This window comes from Streptomyces sp. NPDC002513, assembly GCF_053595355.1.
Genome location: NZ_JBSFXK010000001.1, coordinates 143,539 through 162,225 on the forward strand (window position 1 = coordinate 143,539; position 18,687 = coordinate 162,225).

Sequence of the window (18,687 nt, forward strand, 5' to 3'; positions counted from 1 at the left end):
TGCGGCGATTCAAGTGTCCTGCCGGCGGGGCCCGTTTGGCGTTCCGCGGCGGAATGATAATGCGCACGATCGCCGCGTAGGGTGACGTCCGGCACAATGGACCCATGACCGAACGCAAGCCACCCGGCGTCAGCTTCGAGTCTTTCGTCGACAAACAGATCCGGGATGCCCAGGAGCGCGGAGAATTCGCGAACCTCCCCGGCGCGGGGAGACCCTCGGCCCTGGTCGCCGAGACGGCGTACGACGAACTGTGGTGGATCAAGCGGAAGATGGCCCGCGAGGGCCTCGCGGTCCTGCCGCCGACGCTGGCCCTGCGCAAGGAGGCCGAGGACACGCTCGTCGCGGCCTTGGCGGCTCCGTCCGAGCGGGTGGTACGCCGGATGGTCGAGGACCTCAATGTGAAGATCCGCGACATGATGTTCAAGCCGCCGCCGGGCCCGCCGCTGGGCCTCAAGCCGTACGACGTCGAGGAGGTCGTACGGCAGTGGCACGAGCGCCGCGCGGGCACCCGGGGACAGGGCGCGGACTGAGAGCCCCACGGCCCGCCCACCGGGCCCCACCCACATCCGACGGCCTCCGTCGACCCGGCCACCGGTCCGACGGCCGGCAGTCCCACGATCACCGGTCTCACGGCCGACGGTCCTACGGCCACCGGCCATACGGCCGACGGGCCTTCCGTCGGCCTCACGGCCGACGCCTCACAGACTCAGCAGCCGCTCGACGGTCACACGGTAGTCACGCAGGGCGAGCCGTAGCTGTTCGGTGTCGGCGCCGCCGTGTGCGTCGTCGCTCGTGTCCTGCCACGACCTCTTCAGGGTCCGTCGCCGCGAGGACACGGCCTCCGAGAGCCTGGCGACGACCTCCTGCGCCACCTGGTCGGCCTCCTGGACGGCGTCCCGCGGCTCGTCGACGAACTCGCCGATCGCGTGCTGCAGGCGCTGCGCGAACCGCTCGCACTCGTCCCGCGGCAGCAGCCGTGCCTGCCCCGGAGCGCCCTCCGGCCGGAACGCCGCGGGCTCCCGGGACCCGGCTGTTCCCGGACCTGCGGCCTCCGGGGGCCGGGCCCCCTCGGGGCGTAGACCGGCGGCCTCGCGGTACGTCTCCTCCGACCGCATGTCGGCCTCCTCCCGGTATCCGACGCCCGCGGGCCGCACATCGGCGGCATCCCGGGGGTCGGTCCCCTCCGGCCGCAGGTCCCTGCGGCGCGCGATCGCCTCGGACCGCGCGTCGGCGGTGTCCCGTCGCTCGGCGCGCTCGGGCGGCATCCCGCCCTCCGTCCGGCGTTCGTCGCCTCCGCCCGCTACCCGATCAGTCATCACCCTCAACTCCCCTTCGCATGCTGCCGGCGGAAGCCCCACGGAGGACGGGACGGTCCCTCGCCGCGCCCGGCGGCGCGCCCGGGTGTGTCCGCCCCGCTGTCGGCCCGCTGCCGGCGCGCGGGGACGACGAGGTCCTCGAAGAGCGCGCGGGCCTCCAGCAGGGCCTCCCGCATCTCCTCCGTGTCCGCACGGCCGTCGCCGGCACCGGTGGCCGTGGCCTGGGCGATCCGGTGCAGCCGCCGGTAGCCGTGGACATGGTCGGCGTGGTGCACGGACAGCGCGTCCGCCTGCTCCTCGTGGCGCCCGCCGTCGGGGAAGCCCAGCGCGCCCGCCAGCTCGGCGAGGAGCCGGTCCGCCTCGGCCACCGCGTCCCTCGGGGAGTCGACGAAGCGCGCCTGAGCGGCCGTCCAGCGTGCCGTGTACCGCTCACGCTCGGCCGGTTCCAGCGGCTGCTCCCGCAGCGAGCCGTACCTTTTCAGCCGTTCGGTGAGTTCCCGTTCGGCGGCCTCGGTGTCGCCGTCGTGCCGGGCCACGGTGCGCTCGTACTCGGGCCCGAAGCTGTGCCTCAGCCCCGGCCCGGCCCGCGCGCCCCGGGCACGCGGGGAGACGGCGGCCGCGCCCGCGATGGCAGCCGCCACGATCACGATCACGATCAAAGCGATGATCAGACCAGTGGACATGGATGCCTTCCGTTCTCCCGGCCCGGCGGGCCGTCCTTTGCCCGGGTTGCCCGCAGGACGGCCGCCAAACGAGCCACGCACCACCCAAGACGCCCCCACCGGGCGTGCGTCACGGCGCGAACCGGCGCGGCCCTGCCACCGACCGGACAGTCCTGATCCGGCCGTCCACCACGTCGGACGGAGCGATCCCGCTCTTCTCGGCCGGCGCACCGGACGGGTCCTCCCGCCGGCGCACCGGACGGGTCCTCCCGCACCAGTGGTCGTGGGCGGCGATGCCCCGTCCGCATATCCGGTTGTGGGCCCCTCCCGGCGGTCCGGACAATGGCCGGCGTGAACTGGACCGTCGCCCCCGAGCCCCCTGCCTCACCCGTCGCCGCCGCGCTGTGGCGCGCGTACTACACGGAGGTCAGCGACCGCTGGTATCGGCTGCACGAGGGGCGCTTCACCGACCCGGACGAGCTGGCGCGCGAGATCGCCGCCGAGACCGGCGCCGATCTGGCGCCGCCCGGCGGAGTGCTGCTGGTGGCGCGGTACGCGGGCGAGCCGGCGGGGACCGCGGGCGTACGGCTGACGGAACCGGCCACAGCCGAGCTCAAGCGGGTCTTCCTGCGCGGGGACATGCGCGGCAAGGGCGGGGCCCGGCTCCTGGTGACCGCGGCGGAGGCCCACGCGCGGGCGCTCGGCGCACGGCGGATGGTCCTGGACACCCGCCACGACCTGGTGGAGGCGCGCGCCCTGTACGCCCGCCTGGGGTATGTCGAGACCGAGCCGCACAACGACAGCCTGTACGCGGAGCACTGGTTCAGCAAGCGGCTGACCCCGCTCCCCGAGCCCGGGTCCGGGGCCTAGAGGGGCCGTCCGGGCGTCCTCGTCCTCGGGGTCCTCGGGCCCGAACCGTCGTGCGGGCGTTCCGCGTCGCAGCCGCACATCTCGGCGTTCAGCTCCTGGACCAGGCTGCGCAGGTCGGTCGGGCGGTCCGGCCCCCACCAGTCGCCGAGCAGTTCGGCCAGGGACGCCTCCCGGGCCTCGTACAGGCGCTCGGCGACCTCACGGCCCTGCTCGGTGAGCAGCAGGTCGAGCCCCTCGCGCACCGCGAGACCCCGCTCCTCCACCTGCCGCGCGGCATGGAGGATGACGTTCAGCGGGACCGTACTGCGCTCCGCGAGGATCGCCGGCTCGGCCCAGCCGTACTTCTTGATCCGCAGCAGCAGCCAGCTCGCGCCGGGCAGCAGGTCGTAGCCCGCCCGCTGGGCGATCTTCTGGTAGATCTCGCGCCGTCCCTCCCGCGAACCGAGCACGGACAGCGCCCGGCACACCTCGTCGTACGACGAACGCTCCACCGGATTGCTCGCCAGCGTCTCCGTCACGTCCGGCGCCGTCACCGAACCGCGCAGGGCGTCCTCGCGCAGGAACCACGCCAGGACGAAACCGAGGAGGACGATCGGGGCGGCGTAGAGGAAGACATCGGTGATGGAGGTGGCGAACGCGTGCAGGACGGTGGGCCGCACGGTCGCCGGGAGGGCCGCGATACCGCGCGGATCGGCCTTCAGGCTGTCGGGGGTGACGCCCGCCGGGAGGGGGCGTCCGGTGAGCGCCGCCGCCAGCTCGCCCCCCAGACGGTTCGCGAAGATCGCGCCGAAGACGGCCACCCCGACCGAGGCGCCGATGGAGCGGAAGAAGGTGGCGCCGGAGGTGGCGACGCCGAGGTCCTCGTAGCTGACGGCGTTCTGCACGATCAGCACCAGGACCTGCATGACCAGGCCGAGCCCCAGGCCGAAGACGAAGAAGAAGACGCTCATCTCGGTGGTGCCGGTGAACTCGTCGAGCCGGTGCAGCAGGAGCAGGCCGATCACGGTGACGCCGGTGCCGACGAGGGGGAAGACCTTCCAATGGCCGGTGCGGCTGACGATCTGGCCGGAGCCGGTGGACGACAGCAGCATCCCGGCCACCATCGGCAGCATGTGCACCCCGGACAGGGTGGGACTGATGCCGTGGACGACCTGGAGGAAGGTCGGCAGATACGTCATCGCGCCGAACATCGCGAAGCCGACGATGAAGCTGATGACGGCGGAGAGCGTGAAGGTGCGGACGCGGAAGAGCTTCAGCGGCAGGACGGGTTCGGCGGCCCGGCGCTCCACGAACGGGAAGGCGACGAGCAGGACGGCACCGAGGACCGCGAGGCCGATGATCTGCGGTGAGCCCCAGGCCCAGCTGGTGCCGCCGAGCGAGGCGACCAGGACCAGACAGGTGGCGACGGCGGCGATGAGGAAGGTGCCGAGGTAGTCGATGACGTGCCGCTCCGGCTTCCTCGGGATGCGCAGGACGGCCGCGATCACGGCGAGGGCGACGATCCCGACGGGCAGATTGACGTAGAACACCCAGCGCCAGCTCAGGTGCTCGGTGAACAGTCCGCCGAGGAGCGGCCCGAGCACGCTGGTCGTGCCGAAGACGGCACCGAAGAGTCCCTGGTAGCGGCCCCGTTCCCGGGGCGGGACGATATCGCCGACGATCGCCATCGACAGCACCATGAGCCCGCCGCCGCCCAGTCCCTGGACCGCCCGGAAGGCGATCAACTCGGGCATGTTCCGCGCCATGCCGCACAGCGCGGAGCCGGCCAGGAAGATCACGATCGCGGCCTGGAACAGCTTCTTGCGGCCGTACTGGTCGCCGAGCTTGCCCCACAGCGGTGTCGCCGCGGTCGAGGCGAGCAGATAGGCCGTGACCACCCACGACAGATGCTCCAGACCGCCGAGGTCGCTGACGATGGTGGGCAGCGCGGTCGCCACGATCGTCTGGTCCAGGGCGGCCAGGAACATGCCCAGCAGCAGCGCGCCGATGGAGACCAGGACGCCGCCGTGCACGATCTCGTCGGCGGGCACGGTGCGGCGCCCGCCGAACGGGCCGGCGGGACCGCTGCCGGGTGACTCCGTCCCGCTCGGGTCCGCCGCGTCCGTCACCTCCGCGGCCTCTCCCGCCCTGCCCTGCGCGTCGCTGGTCATGAAGGCCTCCCGCCTCCCGTGGACGGTCGTCGGCCTCTGGGGCTCTCGTCCATCGTGCACTCCCATCGTGGATGGTGTGGCCGGTTATGGCCCGTCGAGTTCCGAGGGGAGGCGGGGATTCCGGGGGCCGTTGCGCCGTCCGGCGGTACCGGAGCGGGACGCGGAGCCCGCGGACGAGACGACCCGGCTCCCGGCGGCCGGTACGGGACAGCCCGGGGCCACCGCGGACGAGACGGTGCGCAGGGCGGCTGCGGCAGAGGGAACCGCGGGCAGGGGCACCCGTACTGGGCGGGGTGGACGCGACCCTGCCGCCCGGCGCCGTATCAGGTGGGGTGGACGCGACCATGCGACTCGGAGCCCGGTAGCCGGCCCGGCCAACCCGCGAAGGGCCCGGCAGCCGGCCCGGTCAGCCGAGGTGCAGCCGGATCGCGCCCTTCGGTGTGGACTCCACACGGACCCGCGTGAGGTCCTGGACCAGTGCGTCGGGGCGGTGCAGCCCGGCCCGGGGGCCGACGCCGACCACCCGCATCCCGGCGGCGCGCCCCGCGGCGATGCCCGCGCCGGAGTCCTCGAAGACCACGCAGTCGCCCGGGTCGACGCCCAGCTCGGCGGCCGCCTTGAGGAACCCCTCGGGGTCCGGCTTGCTCGCGCCCACGCTCTCGGCGGTGATCCGCAGCTCCGGCAGCGGCAGTCCCGCGGCGGCCATGCGCGCGGTGGACAGCGCCACGTCCGCCGACGTCACCAGGGCGTGCGGGAGCCCGGCGAGGGAGGCGAGGAACGCGGCGGCGCCGGGAACCTCGACCACCCCGTCCATGTCGGCGGTCTCCTCGGCGAGCATGCGGGCGTTGTCGGCGTGGTTCTGCTCCATGGGGCGGTCGGGCAGCAGTACGGCCATCGAGGCGTACCCCTGGCGGCCGTGCACGACCTTCATGACCTCGTCGCCGTCCAGCCCGTGCCGGTCGGCCCACCGCCGCCAGCACCGCTCCACCACGGCATCGGAATTGACGAGGGTGCCGTCCATGTCCAGCAGCAGGGCGCGGGCGGTGAGAACGGTCGTGGCCGGCATCGGCATGGCTCCAGGGCGCGGGGAAGGGGCCGGGTGCGCCCCAGGGGACAAGGCGGCCCCGCCCGCCGGTCAGGGAAAGCGGGCGGGAGCCACTTTGTTTCTCTACGGTACAAAACGAGCCGCCTTCACGCCACCGATCCGGCGAAGCCTTCCGCACCCCGCCTTCGGCCGTTCACCGCCCGGCCACCGCCCCCGCCCGCCCTTTCACGCCCGTCGTCACGCCGCCACGGCCTCGAACAGGCTCCACACCCCGAGCCCGAGCATCAGCAGCGCCGCGATCTTCGTGATCAGCCTCAGCGGCACCCTCTTCATCAGCGCCTTGCCGCCGACGATACCGAGCCCCGCGACCGCCCACAGGGCGAGAACCGCGCCGAGGCCCACGGACAGCGGGTCGTCGTAACGCGCCGCGAGGTTCGCGGTCATGATCTGGGTCAGGTCGCCGAACTCGGCGACGAGGATGAGCATGAAGCCCGTCGAGGCCACCTTCCAGAAGCTCTGGTTCTCCGGCCGGCGGATCTCCTCGTCGCCGTCGTCCTTCTTCAGCAGCAGCACGGCGGCGCCACCGAGGAAGAGCACACCGGTGATGCCGTGCACGATCTGCCGCGGCAGCAGGGTCAGCAGGCTGCCCGCCGCGACGGCGAGCACGACATGGAGCAGGAAGGCGGCGGCGACACCGGCGAAGACGTACGAGGCACGGTAGCGCGTGCCGAGGACGAGTCCGGCGAGAGCCGTCTTGTCCGGCAGCTCGGCCAGGAAGACGACGCCGAAGACGAGCGCCAGGACAGTGATGCTGATCAAGATTCCTCAATCGGTCGGGGCCGCCCCGCCGAGAGTGCGTGATCTGCGCGGACACCTCGGCACGGCAGCACACGGATCACCCGTGCCGTGGGGCACGGGCGTGCACTGCTTGCCGAAGGTCTCGCTGGCCGGTCCTCTGACAAGGACCCGCCTCCGGGCGCCGGCTCAGACGTGCTGAGCAGTGTGTCGACGGTCCGGCGAAGAGCTACTCCCCTTCTGCGCCCCCCATGCTACGTGACCGCCGGACGGGATCCCGGGGGCCGTCAGCGATGTCACACCTCTTGCTATGTCATGCACGCGTCACTAGCGTCTTACCGCGAACATACCTCCGGCAACAACCCCTCGCGACCATGTCCTGGTTCACGCCCAACGTCCCCACGCACGGGTGCCTCGCGAGTCGCGCACGCCGCCGACGTCACGGACGCCCTCAAGGCCACGACGGCCACTACGCAACCGGCACCCTCCCCTCCGGCACGGCAGTGCTGGACCTTCACACCCACGCGCCCGACGCGAGCCTCTCGGGCAACGGCGCGCGCCGGCTCCCTCACCCTGCCACCTGGACAGCTCTCCAGGCCCAGATCCCCGGCGAGAGCCCGCCATCGCCCGATCCAGCAGCACACACCCGTCACGGCGAGACACCGTGGACGCTCCCGCCTGGCGGCATGACGTAGCTCGCACCACCCCATGCGACGTTGGCCCGTCAGAAACCGTTCGATTACAACGAATTCACGTTCTAGATCTACCCGCGTAGCCCTCGAAGGAGTGTCATGGACACGACCTCGGTGACCTCACCGTGCTTCGTGCCTCAGGAGGCTCCCTCATGCGCTCCATCATCCGAATACCGGCTGCGGCGGGTTGCGCTTTCGCCCTGGCGTTCAGCGGTCTCATCCTCGGCGTCAGCGCCGGTACCGCGCAGGCAAGCAGCTGCTCCCAGGCTTACCTGCCGCTGCCCGACTCCAGCTGTACGCCGGGTGCGTACAACCCCGACGTCACTCAGTCCACCATCAACAGCACCATCTGCGTCTCCGGCTGGACGGCCACCGTTCGCCCGCCCACGTCCTACACCAACCCGCTCAAGGCGCAGGGCATCATCGACTACGGCTACTCCGACACCAACATGTCGGACTACGAGGAGGACCACCTGGTGCCCCTCGAACTGGGCGGCGCCCCCCGCGATCCCCGCAATCTGTGGCCCGAACCGCACTACGGGACCAAGACCGCATACACCAAGGACGGCGTCGAGACCAAGCTCAAGAATGCCGTCTGCAACGGCACCATCACCTTGTCCTCCGCCCGCAGCGCCATCGGGACCAACTGGACCACCGCACTTCAGGTCACCGGCATCGGCTGAGGAGACCGGACCGTGGCCGGTGACGTCCGGCACCGGCCACGGTCCGTATCCACGTCCGGGGCGACAACCCACCCCGGCAGGGGTTCAGAGACCGGGAACGGCCCGGCTCGCGACCGCGGCGGAGTCATCCCTCACCTCCCCACAAGGGACATCCGAGGAGCATCCGAGAGACGCCCGAGGAACACCCAGGGGACATCCCGGCGTTGGAGCGCGCGTCGGTTTCTCCTGATCCTTGGGGCATCCCCTGCTCGAAGAGCCCCCGGGGAAGGCATGATGAGGCCGACCATCCGCGTCCAGCGCGCGGTGCACTGCCCCGCGCCCCCACACACCCGCCCGGGAGTCACCCTTTTGTCTGCCGCGACCGTGGAACCGTCCGCCACGCCCCCGGAACGCCCGCCCGTCTCCGTAGCCCTCGTCGGTGCGGGTCCCCGCGGCACGAGCGTTCTGGAACGCCTCTGCGCCTCCGCACCGGAACTGCTCCCGCCGGGCGCCCGGCTGACCGTCCATGTCGTCGACCCGGCGCCGCCGGGCGCGGGCCGCGTCTGGCGCACCGCGCAGTCCCCGGAACTGCTGATGAACACGGTGGCCTGCCAGGTGACGCTGTTCACCGACGAGAGCGTGGAGTGCGCGGGGCCGATCCGGCCGGGGCCGAGTCTGTACGAGTGGGCGCGGGACCCCCGGCCGGGCGCGTCCGGGGAGTCGGGGCCGGGCGGCGAACAGGCGGCCGGCGGGCCCGGGCTGCCGGTGCGGGAGCACGGGGCGCCGGGTCCGGACGACTACCCGACCCGGGCCCAGTACGGCCGTTACCTGGAGTGGGTGTTCGCCCGGGTGGTGGACGGCGCGCCGGAGGCGGTCCGGGTGGAGGTGCACACCGCCCGTGCGATACGCCTGCGGGACTCCGCCGACGGCGGGCAGACGCTCACCCTGTCCACCGGCCGCGCCCTGACCGGCCTGTCCGCGGTGGTCCTCGCCCAGGGTCATCTCCCCGTGGTCGCGGACCCCGAGCAGCGCCGGCACTCCGCCGACGCGGCCCGTCACGGTCTGCGCCACATCCCCCCGGCCAACCCGGCGGACGTCGACCTCACCCCGCTCGCGCCCGGGGAGCCGGTGCTGCTGCGCGGTCTCGGCCTCAACTTCTTCGACCACATGGCCCTGCTGACGACGGGGCGCGGCGGCCGCTTCGACCGCACCCCCGACGGTCTGCGCTACCGGCCGTCGGGCCGCGAGCCGCGCCTGTACGCCGGCTCCCGCCGCGGGATCCCGCACCAGGCGCGCGGCGACAACGCGAAGGGCCCGTACGGCCGTCACACGCCCCTGCTGCTGACCGACGACGTGATCGCCGCCTTCCGCAAGCGCGCGGACTCCGGGGACGCCCCGGACTTCCTGGCCGAGATATGGCCGTTGGTGGCGAAGGAGGTGGAAACGGTCTACTACGAGGCCCTGTTGGCCGACCGCAGTGCCCAACGCCCTGGTTTCCGCGACCGCTTCCTCGCCCTGGCCCACGACGGGGCCGGGGAGGACGCCCTGCTCGACGCGTACGGCGTACCGGCCGCGGACCGCTGGCGCTGGGACCGCGTCGCGCGACCGTATACGGGCCGCGCCTTCGCCTCGCCGGCCGACTGGCGCGGCTGGCTCCTCGGCCACCTCCGCGAGGACGCCGCCCAGGCCGCCCTCGGCAATGTCGGGGGCCCGCTCAAGGCCGCCCTGGACGTACTGCGCGACCTGCGCAACGAGGTGCGGCTGATCGTCGACCACGGCGGCCTGTCCGGCACCTCCCGCCGGGATCATCTGGACCGCTGGTACACCCCGCTCAACGCCTTCCTGTCCATCGGTCCGCCCCGGCGGCGCGTCGAGGAGCTGACCGCCCTGATCGAGGCGGGGGTCCTGGAGGTCCTCGGCCCGCGTCTGGAGGTGCGCGCCGAGGACGGCGCGTGGGTCGCGCACTCCCCGGATGTGCCGGGCTCGGCCGTACGCGTCCGCACACTCCTCGAGGCGCGGCTGCCGGAACCGGATCTGCGGCGCAGCGCCGACGCCCTCCTCGCCGACCTGCTCCGGACCGAGGGGTGCCGTCCGCACATCGTGGACGGTTACGAAACCGGAGGGCTGGACGTAACACCGCGCCCGTACCGTCTGATCGACCGTCAGGGGGCCCCGCACGCACGGCGGTTCGCGTTCGGGGTGCCCACGGAGGGCGTGCACTGGGTGACCGCGGCGGGGGCCCGGCCGGGCGTGGACTCGGTGACGCTGTCGGACGCGGACGCGGTGGCGCGCGCGGTCCTGCGTACGGCCGCGGCGGAAGCGGAACCGTCGGCGGGGCGCCGGCGGGGCGGAACCATGGCCGAATGTTGAACTTGCAAGTATTCATTAGGTTCACCTAATCTGGCGGCTCAGTCGGTTTCCGTCCCCTAAGACCGGTCCGTTCGCGGACCGAAACCAGACCGAAGGAGCCCCCACATGTCCGCTCGCCTCAACAGCGCGCAACCGTATGCGATCGGGATCTTCCGGATCGTGACCGGCCTGCTCTTCACCTGCCACGGCGCCGCCTCCCTCTTCGGCATCCTCGGCGGAGCCGCGGGCACCCGCGGCGGGACCGTGCCGGCCGGCACCTGGCCGTTCTGGTACGCCGCCGTGATCCAACTGGTGGCCGGCGTCCTGGTGCTGCTCGGCCTCGGCACCCGCGGCGCCGCCCTCATCGCGTCGGGCTCGATGGCGTACGCGTACTTCGACGTCCACCAGTCGGCGGCCCTGTGGCCGATCCAGAACGGCGGCGAAATGCCGGTCCTCTTCTGCTGGGCCTTCCTGCTGCTGGTGTTCACCGGCTCCGGCGCGTTCGGCCTCGACCGTCTGGTCGCCTCCCGCTCGGCCGCGGCCGACGAGGAACGGGCCTCGCAGCCCGTCGCGGCCTGATCCGTCCCGCGCCTACGACGGCGCCCGCTCCCGGGATCGAGGAGCGGGCGCCGTCCGTGTGCGGTGGCCACCGCGCGCGGCGGTCACCGGACGCGCGCCGGGCGCGGCGGTCACCGTGCGCGCCACAGGGCCCCCGCCGCCCCTGCTGTCACAGCCGCCGCGTACGCTGTACGGCTGTCGATGGGCCGCTCCTGCCGCTCCCCCGCGCTGTCGCGGCACGCAGTTGCCTCCGGGGAGTCGGACGGGGAGTTCCGGGTGTTGGAGAGTGTGGGGTCGCTGGCCGGCAGCCCCTGGATCTACCCGGTGGTGGCCGCGTCGGTCCTGCTGGACGTCTTCCTGCCCCTGCTGCCGAGCGGCATCCTGGTCATCACGGCGGCGACCGCGGCGGCCGCGGGTTCGGCGGTGGCGCGCCTGCCGGACGTCTTCTGGCTCATGGTGTGCGCGGCGGCGGCCTCGGTCCTGGGCGACCTGGCGGCCTACCGCCTGGCCTGGCACGGCGGCGCCCGCCTGCACCGCGCGATCGCCCGCTCCCGTCGGCTGTCCAGCGCGGAGGAACGGCTGGGCGCCGCCCTCGCCCACGGTGGTGCCGCGCTGGTGATCCTCGCCCGGTTCGCGCCCGCGGGCCGCTCGGTCGTCTCCCTCGGCGCGGGCGCCGCCCGCCGCCGGGCCCGCGAGTTCCTGCCCTGGTCGGCGCTGGCGGGCGTCGCCTGGGCCGCGTACAGCGTGGCGCTCGGCTACTTCGGCGGGCAGTGGCTGGGCGCGAGCTGGCTGGCGACGGGCGTCTCGGTGGCGGCCCTGTGCGCGGCGGGCGTGGCCGCGACCTGCCTGATGCGCCGCCCGGTGACACGGGGGTAGCGGGGCCGGGCGGGGTCGCCCGGGAACGGCGGGGCCGCATACGCCGCGCAGGAGGCTGCACAGGCCACGTAGGCCACGTAGGCCACGTAGGCCACATACAGGGAGCGGACCCTGCGACCGGTCGCCCCTTGCCGGAACGCCTGCCACGCCGTCGGTCCCGTGCCGGAAGGCCTCACCCGCCGTGCGGCGCCACGGGCGCGGCCTCGCGGCCGCTGCCCCGTACCTCCAGCCCGGCCAGCAGCTCCGCGGTGGCCGCGGCGACCGCGTCCACGGCCCGGTCGAACACCTCACGGTTGTGGGCGGCGGGGGCACGGAAGCCGGAGACCTTGCGCACGAACTGGAGCGCGGCGGCCCTGATCTCCTCCTCCGTGGCGTCGTCGGGGATGGCGGGCGGACGGAGCGTCTTGATGCTGCGGCACATGGGTCAAGTGTCGCGCGTGCGCCGTCCACCGCCCGCCCGCCCCCGAATGCCGGGGGACGGGGGACGGACGCGCACCCGCCCCTGCGCACCACGCCCGCCCCTCCGTCCGCCGCGGATCAGAGGGATCAGACCGCGTGGGTCTTGGCCAGCAGTTCCAGGACCTCGGCCGTCGTACCCGTCTCGCCGAGACGCGGGAAGATCCGCTCGACACTGCTCCGGTGGGCCTCGGGGTCGGCGTCGGCCATCGCGTCGGTGACGAGCGTGACGTGGTAGCCGTGCTCGTACGCGGCCCGCGCCGTGGACTCGACACCGATGCTGGTGGCGATGCCGGTCAGCACGATCTGCGTGATCCCGCGGCGGCGCAGCTGGACGTCGAGGCCGGTGCCGTGGAAGGCGCCCCAGTTGCGCTTGGTGATGTGGATGTCGCCCGGGTGGCCGGACAGTTCGTCGACGATGACGTCCCAGCCCTCGGGGAGGCCACGGGCGCCGAGCTGCTGCTCGGTGCGGCCCGGCACGACGTCGGATCCGTCGGGGGCGAAGGAGACCCGGACGAGGACGACCGGGAGGTTCCGGGCCCGGAAGGCGTCCGCGAGTTCGGCGGTGCGGGCCACCACCTCGGGGCCGCTGTGGGGCTGCGTGGGCAGGCCCGCGATGCCGTTCTGCAGGTCGATCACGACCAGGGCGGTGCGCGGGTCGAGCGTGGTGAGAGCCATGATTCAGGCCTTTCGGACGTGGGGGTGAGGGTGAACGGGGAACGGTCGAGCAGACCGGCCGGCAGGAGCGGGACGGATCCCGCCGCCATGAACAGGGCCAGTGCGTACAGCCCGGCCGGGTCGGCGTCGTGGGCGACAAAGGCGCGCGTCGGCGGCGTAGACGCCCGGTGCGCCGAGGTACATGAAGGTGCGCGGCGGCCCGGCGGCGGAGGCGGTCGGCTCGGGGGCGGACCTGCGGCCGGCCGGGGGCGTCACGGGCGTGTGAGCCGTTCCAGCAGGGAAAGCCCCTCGAGAACGGTGTGCCGCTCGTCCTCCGTGAAGCGGTCCTCCAGGGCGCGGGCCAGCCACTCCTGTCGCGCCTGCCGGTTGCCCTCGACACGCTCGCGCCCGGCGTCGGTGAGGGTGACGAGCTGGCGGCGGCCGTCGTCGGGGTCGGGGCTGCGGCGGATGAGGCCGTGCTGTTCGAGGGCGGCGAGCGTGGCGGCCATCGACTGGGGACGCACGCCCTCGGCGGACGCCAGGGTGCTGGCGGTGGCGGCGCCGCCCTTGCCGACCAGGGTGAGCGCGGACACCTGGGAGGGCGTCAGGTCGTCGTCCCCCGCGACCTCGCTGATACGGCGCCGCAGCCGGCTGAACAGCACCCTCAGATCACGGGCCGCACGAGCGGCGGACTCGGAGACGCCTTCGGGGTTCTGGTCCATGCCGACACGGTAAATCCTTCAGGTAAGCCTGTCCAGTTTCACCTGAACAGCTTCCCCTGCCGAGGACCGGCCGCCGGCCACGGTCCACGAGACAGACATCCGTACGAGTGAAGCGGGAGAAGTGACTCGCCCTGGAAAATCGAACAGGCGTAGCATTGTGGCGTGGTTGTGAGCTACGACTTTCCGAGTGACCTCCTGGCCGGCCAGGAGGAGCTGCACCAGGTCCGGGCAGAGCTTCTGGCCCTCCTGAAGCGGCTCCCCTGGTCGGTGGAACCGCTGGACGCGTTCAGCGACGACAACGGCTGGCGCAAGGTGGAACGCCCCGCCTCCCCGGGCTGGAGCGCGGACGAACAGGCGGAGGTGGAAAAGCTCCGCCAACGCGAGCGGGAACTGGCGGTCTTCGTCTCCTGCCACCGCTTCTGGTCGGAGGTGGCGACCGAGAACACGGTGGAAGCACGCATGCGCCTGAAGCACACCCACGACCCCGACGCCGGGAGTGGATCCTAGGAGCCCAACAGGTCGTCGGCCCGTTCCGTGCGCAGATGGCCGTCGGTGTGACGATCACCGGGGAGGACCGGCGCGAGACCGCACGGCTGCGCCGTCACGAGCCGTGGTTCCCCGACGCGTTCACGGCCCTGGAGACGATCGTCGCCGGGCAGGGGACCGCTGACTCCTGGCAGGCCGTCGCGCCCTTCTTCTACGGAAGATGGGACCGGACGGCCCGGGCCCACCGGGCCGCCGAGGACGGGCAGAAGAACGAGGAGGCCGCGAGGGTCTTCGCCGCCGACGGCGCCTTCGACCCGGGCGCCACCCGCGCGGCACTCGCGCGGTTCGGCTCGCCCGTGCTGCTGCTCGCCGGGGAGGTCGATCTGGCGGCCCCGCCCCGCGCAATGGCCGAGTTCGCCGAACTGTTCCCGCACGCCGAACTGGTCGTTCAGCCCGGCGCCGGACACTTCCCGTGGCTCGACGACGCGGACCGGTTCGTCGCGACCACCGCGGCGTTCCTGGGGTGAGCCACCGCGCCGGGGATCTCCCGCAGGCGCGCGTCTGGCATCCGGAGTCTGAGCCGTATCCAGGCCGCCGCGCACGCCGGGCTGGAGGTGCCGAGCATCCGTCCATATCTCGGGAAAACCTCAGACAGCCGCTGACCACCGCACCGGATCGGTATTGACTTAAATGACCCGGGCCGCGTGTTGGCTTCAATGACCCAGGCCGCGTGTGGTTATATCGCGTGGCCGTATCGGCGCTGGGCGCTAATCGGGCGACGGTCCTCAGCGACGGCGCACTCACCTAGCTTTCAACCCCTGTCCCACGCGATACGCATGAGTGGCAGAAGGTCAATCACGGTCATTCGAGCAGTCAGACCTCGATGCCAGGCGATGGCGGACATCTACTCCACAGTTGGGGAATACGTTTCATGACAGATGGCAACGAAAATGCGAGCGGGGGGCGGCCACGCGGGAATCTGGGCAGGCGGCGCCTTCTTCAAGGGACAGCGGGCACTTTGGGTGCCGCTCTGGCATCCGCCGGCATCTACAAGATGATCGACACCCTTGCAAAACCGCCGGACCGACCCGCCGCCGGCGCCGGCAGCCCACCCGTCCAGGAACAATACATCCTGCAGAATGAGCAGGTGGTCATGGTCGGCGACTCGGGCGTGAAGAGCAGCAAGGGAACGATCGCGGTCCGGGTACCGGCCCTGCACGATCATGTCATTACCGCACGGCTGAATGTGCCGGCGAACGTCAAGGCGTTGCAGGAGGCGCAGCACCACCTCGAGTCCGCCCTCCTGGATCTGGAACGCCAATTTCCGCCCACTCCCACAGGAGTGGCCACCACGGTAGCCTGGGGACTTCCCTACTTCCACCACTACATCCCAACCCTGGGCAAGGCGTCGGCCTTCTTCAAGGCGGGAACACCTTACCCAGAGTATCTGCCGGTCGATGTGATGACCTCCAAGACGGAGGGCCGTACCGTATATGCGCTGCAGGAGGCCAGGACGTTCCCCAGCGACCAGCCCCCGCCTGGCTTCGGGCCGGTCCGCTTGGAACAGAACGACGTGGCCGTACTACTCCGCAGTGACTCGCTCGCCCATATCAAGGCAGCCCAAAACGCCCTCTTCGGGCCCGGAGGCAACCAGACGGGCAGCCTGTTCAAGGTGACGAGTATCCGCCAGGGCTTCTCCGGGGGCGGTTTCTACGGGCAACAGGGCCTGCCGAGCAAGCTGGCGCTGGCAGCTGATATCCCCGGTGCCCGGTCGATTCCCCGACAGGCGCAGGGCTTCCTCGGCTTCGCCACCACCCTGGACTCGAACATGGGACCCGGCAACATCGCCAATCTGGAGACCCTGCCCGGCCTCACCGACCAGTGGCCCAACGGTTACTTCAAACAGGGCACCACCATGCATCTCTCGCACCTGTTTCAAGATCTGGTGACCTGGTACGAACAGAACTTCCCTCGGTACGCGGATCGCGTCCAGGCGATGCTCCAGCCCGGCCTCTCGCCCGCACCCGCGCCGGGTACGCTCGCCCTCCAACCGCCAGGTCAAAGTGAGGCCGAAGTGGCGCAAGGGGTCCAGCGGTACCACGCCTACGGCCACACGGGGAGCATGTCGCAGGTGGACAGCACCACATCACCGACGACCAGCAACTACGGGAAGGCCTACCCCGCGGGGACGACCATCCCCGTGCGCGGCGATTTCGACACGCTGGACAATCCGTTCCACTACACATCCGATCCGACGGCAGACCACTACAGCGAGAAGCCGGCGGCCGGACTGCACTTCATTTCGTTCCAGCCGACGATTGCGCTCTTCAATCTCGTTCGGCTCTCGATGGACGGCCACTATCCCGATATGACACTCCCTGTCGCACCGCGCAGCCCCCACGCCGGCATCAACTCGGTCCTGCACACGACCCACCGGCAGAACTATCTGGTTCCACCACGTCGCCATCGCTCCTTCCCGCTCGCCGAGTTCCTTGTCTGACACGAGCCGCGCGCCCTTTGCCCCACCCCGTGCCACCATCGCCGGTTGCCGCACCGACCGCGCCGCCCTGCGCCCTTGGTCCGTCACGCCATGGGCATGGCCGGGCCTGGCTCGTGCTCGCCGGGTGGAGTTCCAGGCTTGAGGATGACGGAGGTGTAGTGGTTGGCGAAGAAGTACGAGTAGGACAGTCCTTCGTCGATCCTGCCGAACTCGTTGCTCATCATGGTCATCAGCGCTGTCGTGCGGGTGCCGTCGCCGGCGTAGGCGGTGAACATCTGGTGGGGCGGCAGCCCGGTGGCTCCGATGGTGACTTCGTTGATGCCGGGGAGTGCCCGGATCAGGGCCGTGCCCTCGCCGGAGCTACCGGTGACACGCAGGGGGAGGTTCTGTATGCGCATGCCCAGACCCTGCCGGCCCAGGTTTTCTGTGCTGGTGGCCGGAGTGTTGCGGGCCACGTACACCAGCGCCATGGGCGACTGGCCGATGGGGAGGGTCTTGATCACCGAGTTCGTGTGCGTGTCGATGACGTCGACCGCGTCGGAGTTCTGCAGGGCGACGTAGATCCTGGTGTTGTCGGGGCTCGGCCAGATGCCGTGGGGGCCGTGGCCGTTGTTGTGGACGGTCTTCACCAGCGTGGGCGGCGCCCCGGTTCTCGATCGGCGGTACACCAAGGTCTCGTCCAGTCCGCCCACGGTCTGGTAGGCGTAGTCGACGCCGTCGACCGTGACGAAGTTGGGGTGGTTGGTGCGCGGCCCCGTGTTCATCACCGCCTCCACACGGAAGGTTTGTGCATTGACCACAGCGGTGGTCACGCCGTTGACGGGCATGCCGAGCCAGATGTCCCGGCCGTCGGGCGAGACGGCCTCGTCGGAGGACCCACCAGCCTGTTCGGGGATCGGCAGGCGCTTGATGATCCGGCGGGAGGCCACATCGATCATGTCCAGCCTCGAGGCGCGCAGGTGGTTGACGTAGGCGAGTCTGCCGTCGGGGCTGAAGACCACCTTCGACGGCCCGTCCTCGCTGTAGATCCGGTCGACCTCCTTGCCGGCCCGCCAGTCGAGCACCGAGATGTAGTCCTGGCCGCGCACCGCCACCCACAGGCGCGTGCCGTCCGGTGAGAAGAATCCCTCGTGCGGCGCCCGGCCGACGTACATGGTGCGCACCACTTTGTTGGTCGCGGTGTCGATGACATGGACGGCGTTGGTGGTCACGTCGATCACGTCGAGCCACTTTCCGTCCCGGGAGAAGCCCAGGCCGTGTACGTCGATCTCCCCGTCGTACATGGCCCCCAGCACGTCCGCGCTGGGGTCCAACCGCGGCTTGCCCAGAGCGATCGTGCCCAGCACCGTGTTCGTCGCCGGATTGATGACACTGACCGTGTTGGAACTCTGGTCGGCGGTGTACACCCGGTCGTTCCCCGAGATCGGCTGCGCCCCGGGCAGCGCCGGAGCCTGGATCAGCGTGCCCGGCACTGAGGGGCCGGCGGTCGACCCCACGGTGGGGGCCGGTACCGGACCCAGGTGGGAGGACGCGGATTCCTGCGTTCCGGGCATCGTGCAAGCGGCGACGGACGCGTACACGACCGCCGCCACGAACGCACGGGCAAAGCAGGGTCTTATACCCATGTCCACTCCTTGTGGTCACGTCGCCGGCGGATAGCCCGCGTCGCAAGCTGCCACTGGCGCTCGGCTTGTGGAGGCTGTGCCGTGGTGGCTGTGCCGCGTGGCGTGAGAGGTTGCGGCAGGAACTGGTCGCTGCGTTCGCCAATGGCCGCCGGCGAGAGCAGCGCCTGCCATCGTGGCGCCGAGGTCACCTCTTCCGAATGCGGTCACGCATCCCCGAACACGTGACCGATGACGCCTGGCGCCGGTCGCCCGGATCACCGCCGAGC

General features: G+C 71.6%; 17 protein-coding genes and 1 pseudogene. 9 read left to right on the forward strand and 9 right to left on the reverse strand.

What is annotated here, in order from left to right; translation table 11 throughout:
• Nucleotides 1–104: 104 nt before the first annotated feature.
• Nucleotides 105–530: a DnaJ family domain-containing protein gene (locus tag ACWD5Q_RS00715; protein ID WP_451424803.1), complete on the forward strand. Its 426-nt coding sequence runs from the start codon at nt 105–107 to the stop codon at nt 528–530.
• 168 nt (nt 531–698) lie between these two features.
• Here ACWD5Q_RS00715 and ACWD5Q_RS00720 read toward each other — a convergent pair whose 3' ends face one another.
• Together ACWD5Q_RS00720 and ACWD5Q_RS00725 are read right to left on the reverse strand one after the other, a co-directional pair.
• Entirely contained in the window at nt 699–1,316 is a 618-nt protein-coding gene (locus ACWD5Q_RS00720) for a hypothetical protein (protein WP_451424804.1), read from the reverse strand.
• A gap of 5 nt (nt 1,317–1,321) precedes the next feature.
• Nucleotides 1,322–1,999 (reverse strand): hypothetical protein, encoded by a 678-nt coding sequence (locus tag ACWD5Q_RS00725; protein ID WP_451424805.1) that lies wholly within the window; start codon nt 1,997–1,999, stop codon nt 1,322–1,324.
• 321 nt (nt 2,000–2,320) lie between these two features.
• On the opposite strand from ACWD5Q_RS00725, the gene ACWD5Q_RS00730 reads away from it, so the two are divergent.
• Nucleotides 2,321–2,848 (forward strand): GNAT family N-acetyltransferase, encoded by a 528-nt coding sequence (locus ACWD5Q_RS00730; protein ID WP_451424806.1) that lies wholly within the window; start codon nt 2,321–2,323, stop codon nt 2,846–2,848.
• Here the strand turns inward: ACWD5Q_RS00730 and ACWD5Q_RS00735 are convergent.
• The 3 genes from ACWD5Q_RS00735 to ACWD5Q_RS00745 form a co-directional block, all read right to left on the reverse strand.
• Nucleotides 2,845–4,998, reverse strand: a complete 2,154-nt coding sequence (locus tag ACWD5Q_RS00735) for a DHA2 family efflux MFS transporter permease subunit (RefSeq protein WP_451424807.1) — start codon at nt 4,996–4,998, stop codon at nt 2,845–2,847. The two genes, ACWD5Q_RS00730 and ACWD5Q_RS00735, sit on opposite strands and share 4 nt — an antisense overlap.
• 406 nt (nt 4,999–5,404) lie before the next feature.
• Complete coding sequence (locus tag ACWD5Q_RS00740; protein WP_451424808.1) at nt 5,405–6,070, reverse strand: HAD-IA family hydrolase; 666 nt, start codon at nt 6,068–6,070, stop codon at nt 5,405–5,407.
• A gap of 210 nt (nt 6,071–6,280) precedes the next feature.
• Nucleotides 6,281–6,862, reverse strand: a complete 582-nt coding sequence (locus tag ACWD5Q_RS00745; protein ID WP_451424809.1) for a TMEM165/GDT1 family protein — start codon at nt 6,860–6,862, stop codon at nt 6,281–6,283.
• Between the two features lie 820 nt (nt 6,863–7,682).
• On the opposite strand from ACWD5Q_RS00745, the gene ACWD5Q_RS00750 reads away from it, so the two are divergent.
• From ACWD5Q_RS00750 to ACWD5Q_RS00765, 4 genes are all read left to right on the forward strand, one after another.
• Nucleotides 7,683–8,213 (forward strand): hypothetical protein, encoded by a 531-nt coding sequence (locus ACWD5Q_RS00750; protein WP_451424810.1) that lies wholly within the window; start codon nt 7,683–7,685, stop codon nt 8,211–8,213.
• 273 nt (nt 8,214–8,486) lie between these two features.
• On the forward strand, nt 8,487–10,562 hold the full coding sequence (locus tag ACWD5Q_RS00755) for an FAD/NAD(P)-binding protein (protein WP_451424931.1): 2,076 nt from the start codon (nt 8,487–8,489) through the stop codon (nt 10,560–10,562).
• Nucleotides 10,563–10,667: 105 nt separating this feature from the next.
• A complete protein-coding gene (locus tag ACWD5Q_RS00760; protein WP_451424811.1) occupies nt 10,668–11,120 on the forward strand; it encodes a DoxX family protein in 453 nt (150 codons plus the stop codon).
• Nucleotides 11,121–11,375: 255 nt separating this feature from the next.
• Nucleotides 11,376–11,975: a DedA family protein gene (locus ACWD5Q_RS00765; protein ID WP_451424812.1), complete on the forward strand. Its 600-nt coding sequence runs from the start codon at nt 11,376–11,378 to the stop codon at nt 11,973–11,975.
• A gap of 172 nt (nt 11,976–12,147) precedes the next feature.
• Here ACWD5Q_RS00765 and ACWD5Q_RS00770 read toward each other — a convergent pair whose 3' ends face one another.
• The 3 genes from ACWD5Q_RS00770 to ACWD5Q_RS00780 all read right to left on the reverse strand — a co-directional run bounded on the left by ACWD5Q_RS00770 (nt 12,148) and on the right by ACWD5Q_RS00780 (nt 13,810).
• Nucleotides 12,148–12,396, reverse strand: coding sequence for a DUF2277 domain-containing protein (locus ACWD5Q_RS00770; RefSeq protein WP_451424813.1), 249 nt, complete (start codon nt 12,394–12,396; stop codon nt 12,148–12,150).
• A 125-nt stretch (nt 12,397–12,521) separates the two neighbouring features.
• A complete protein-coding gene (locus ACWD5Q_RS00775) occupies nt 12,522–13,109 on the reverse strand; it encodes a hydrolase (RefSeq protein WP_451424814.1) in 588 nt (195 codons plus the stop codon).
• A 251-nt stretch (nt 13,110–13,360) separates the two neighbouring features.
• Nucleotides 13,361–13,810, reverse strand: coding sequence for a MarR family winged helix-turn-helix transcriptional regulator (locus ACWD5Q_RS00780; protein ID WP_451424815.1), 450 nt, complete (start codon nt 13,808–13,810; stop codon nt 13,361–13,363).
• A 162-nt stretch (nt 13,811–13,972) separates the two neighbouring features.
• On the opposite strand from ACWD5Q_RS00780, the gene ACWD5Q_RS00785 reads away from it, so the two are divergent.
• The 3 genes and pseudogenes from ACWD5Q_RS00785 (at nt 13,973) to ACWD5Q_RS00795 (ending at nt 16,796) form a co-directional block, all read left to right on the forward strand.
• Complete coding sequence (locus ACWD5Q_RS00785) at nt 13,973–14,317, forward strand: hypothetical protein (protein ID WP_451424816.1); 345 nt, start codon at nt 13,973–13,975, stop codon at nt 14,315–14,317.
• A gap of 38 nt (nt 14,318–14,355) precedes the next feature.
• A pseudogene (locus ACWD5Q_RS00790) lies at nt 14,356–14,823 on the forward strand (alpha/beta fold hydrolase); the annotation flags it as partial.
• Between the two features lie 527 nt (nt 14,824–15,350).
• Nucleotides 15,351–16,796 (forward strand): DUF7405 family protein, encoded by a 1,446-nt coding sequence (locus tag ACWD5Q_RS00795; protein WP_451424817.1) that lies wholly within the window; start codon nt 15,351–15,353, stop codon nt 16,794–16,796.
• 83 nt (nt 16,797–16,879) lie between these two features.
• On the opposite strand, the gene ACWD5Q_RS00800 is transcribed toward ACWD5Q_RS00795, so the two are convergent.
• Nucleotides 16,880–18,421, reverse strand: coding sequence for a beta-propeller fold lactonase family protein (locus ACWD5Q_RS00800; protein ID WP_451424818.1), 1,542 nt, complete (start codon nt 18,419–18,421; stop codon nt 16,880–16,882).
• Nucleotides 18,422–18,687 lie beyond the last annotated feature (266 nt).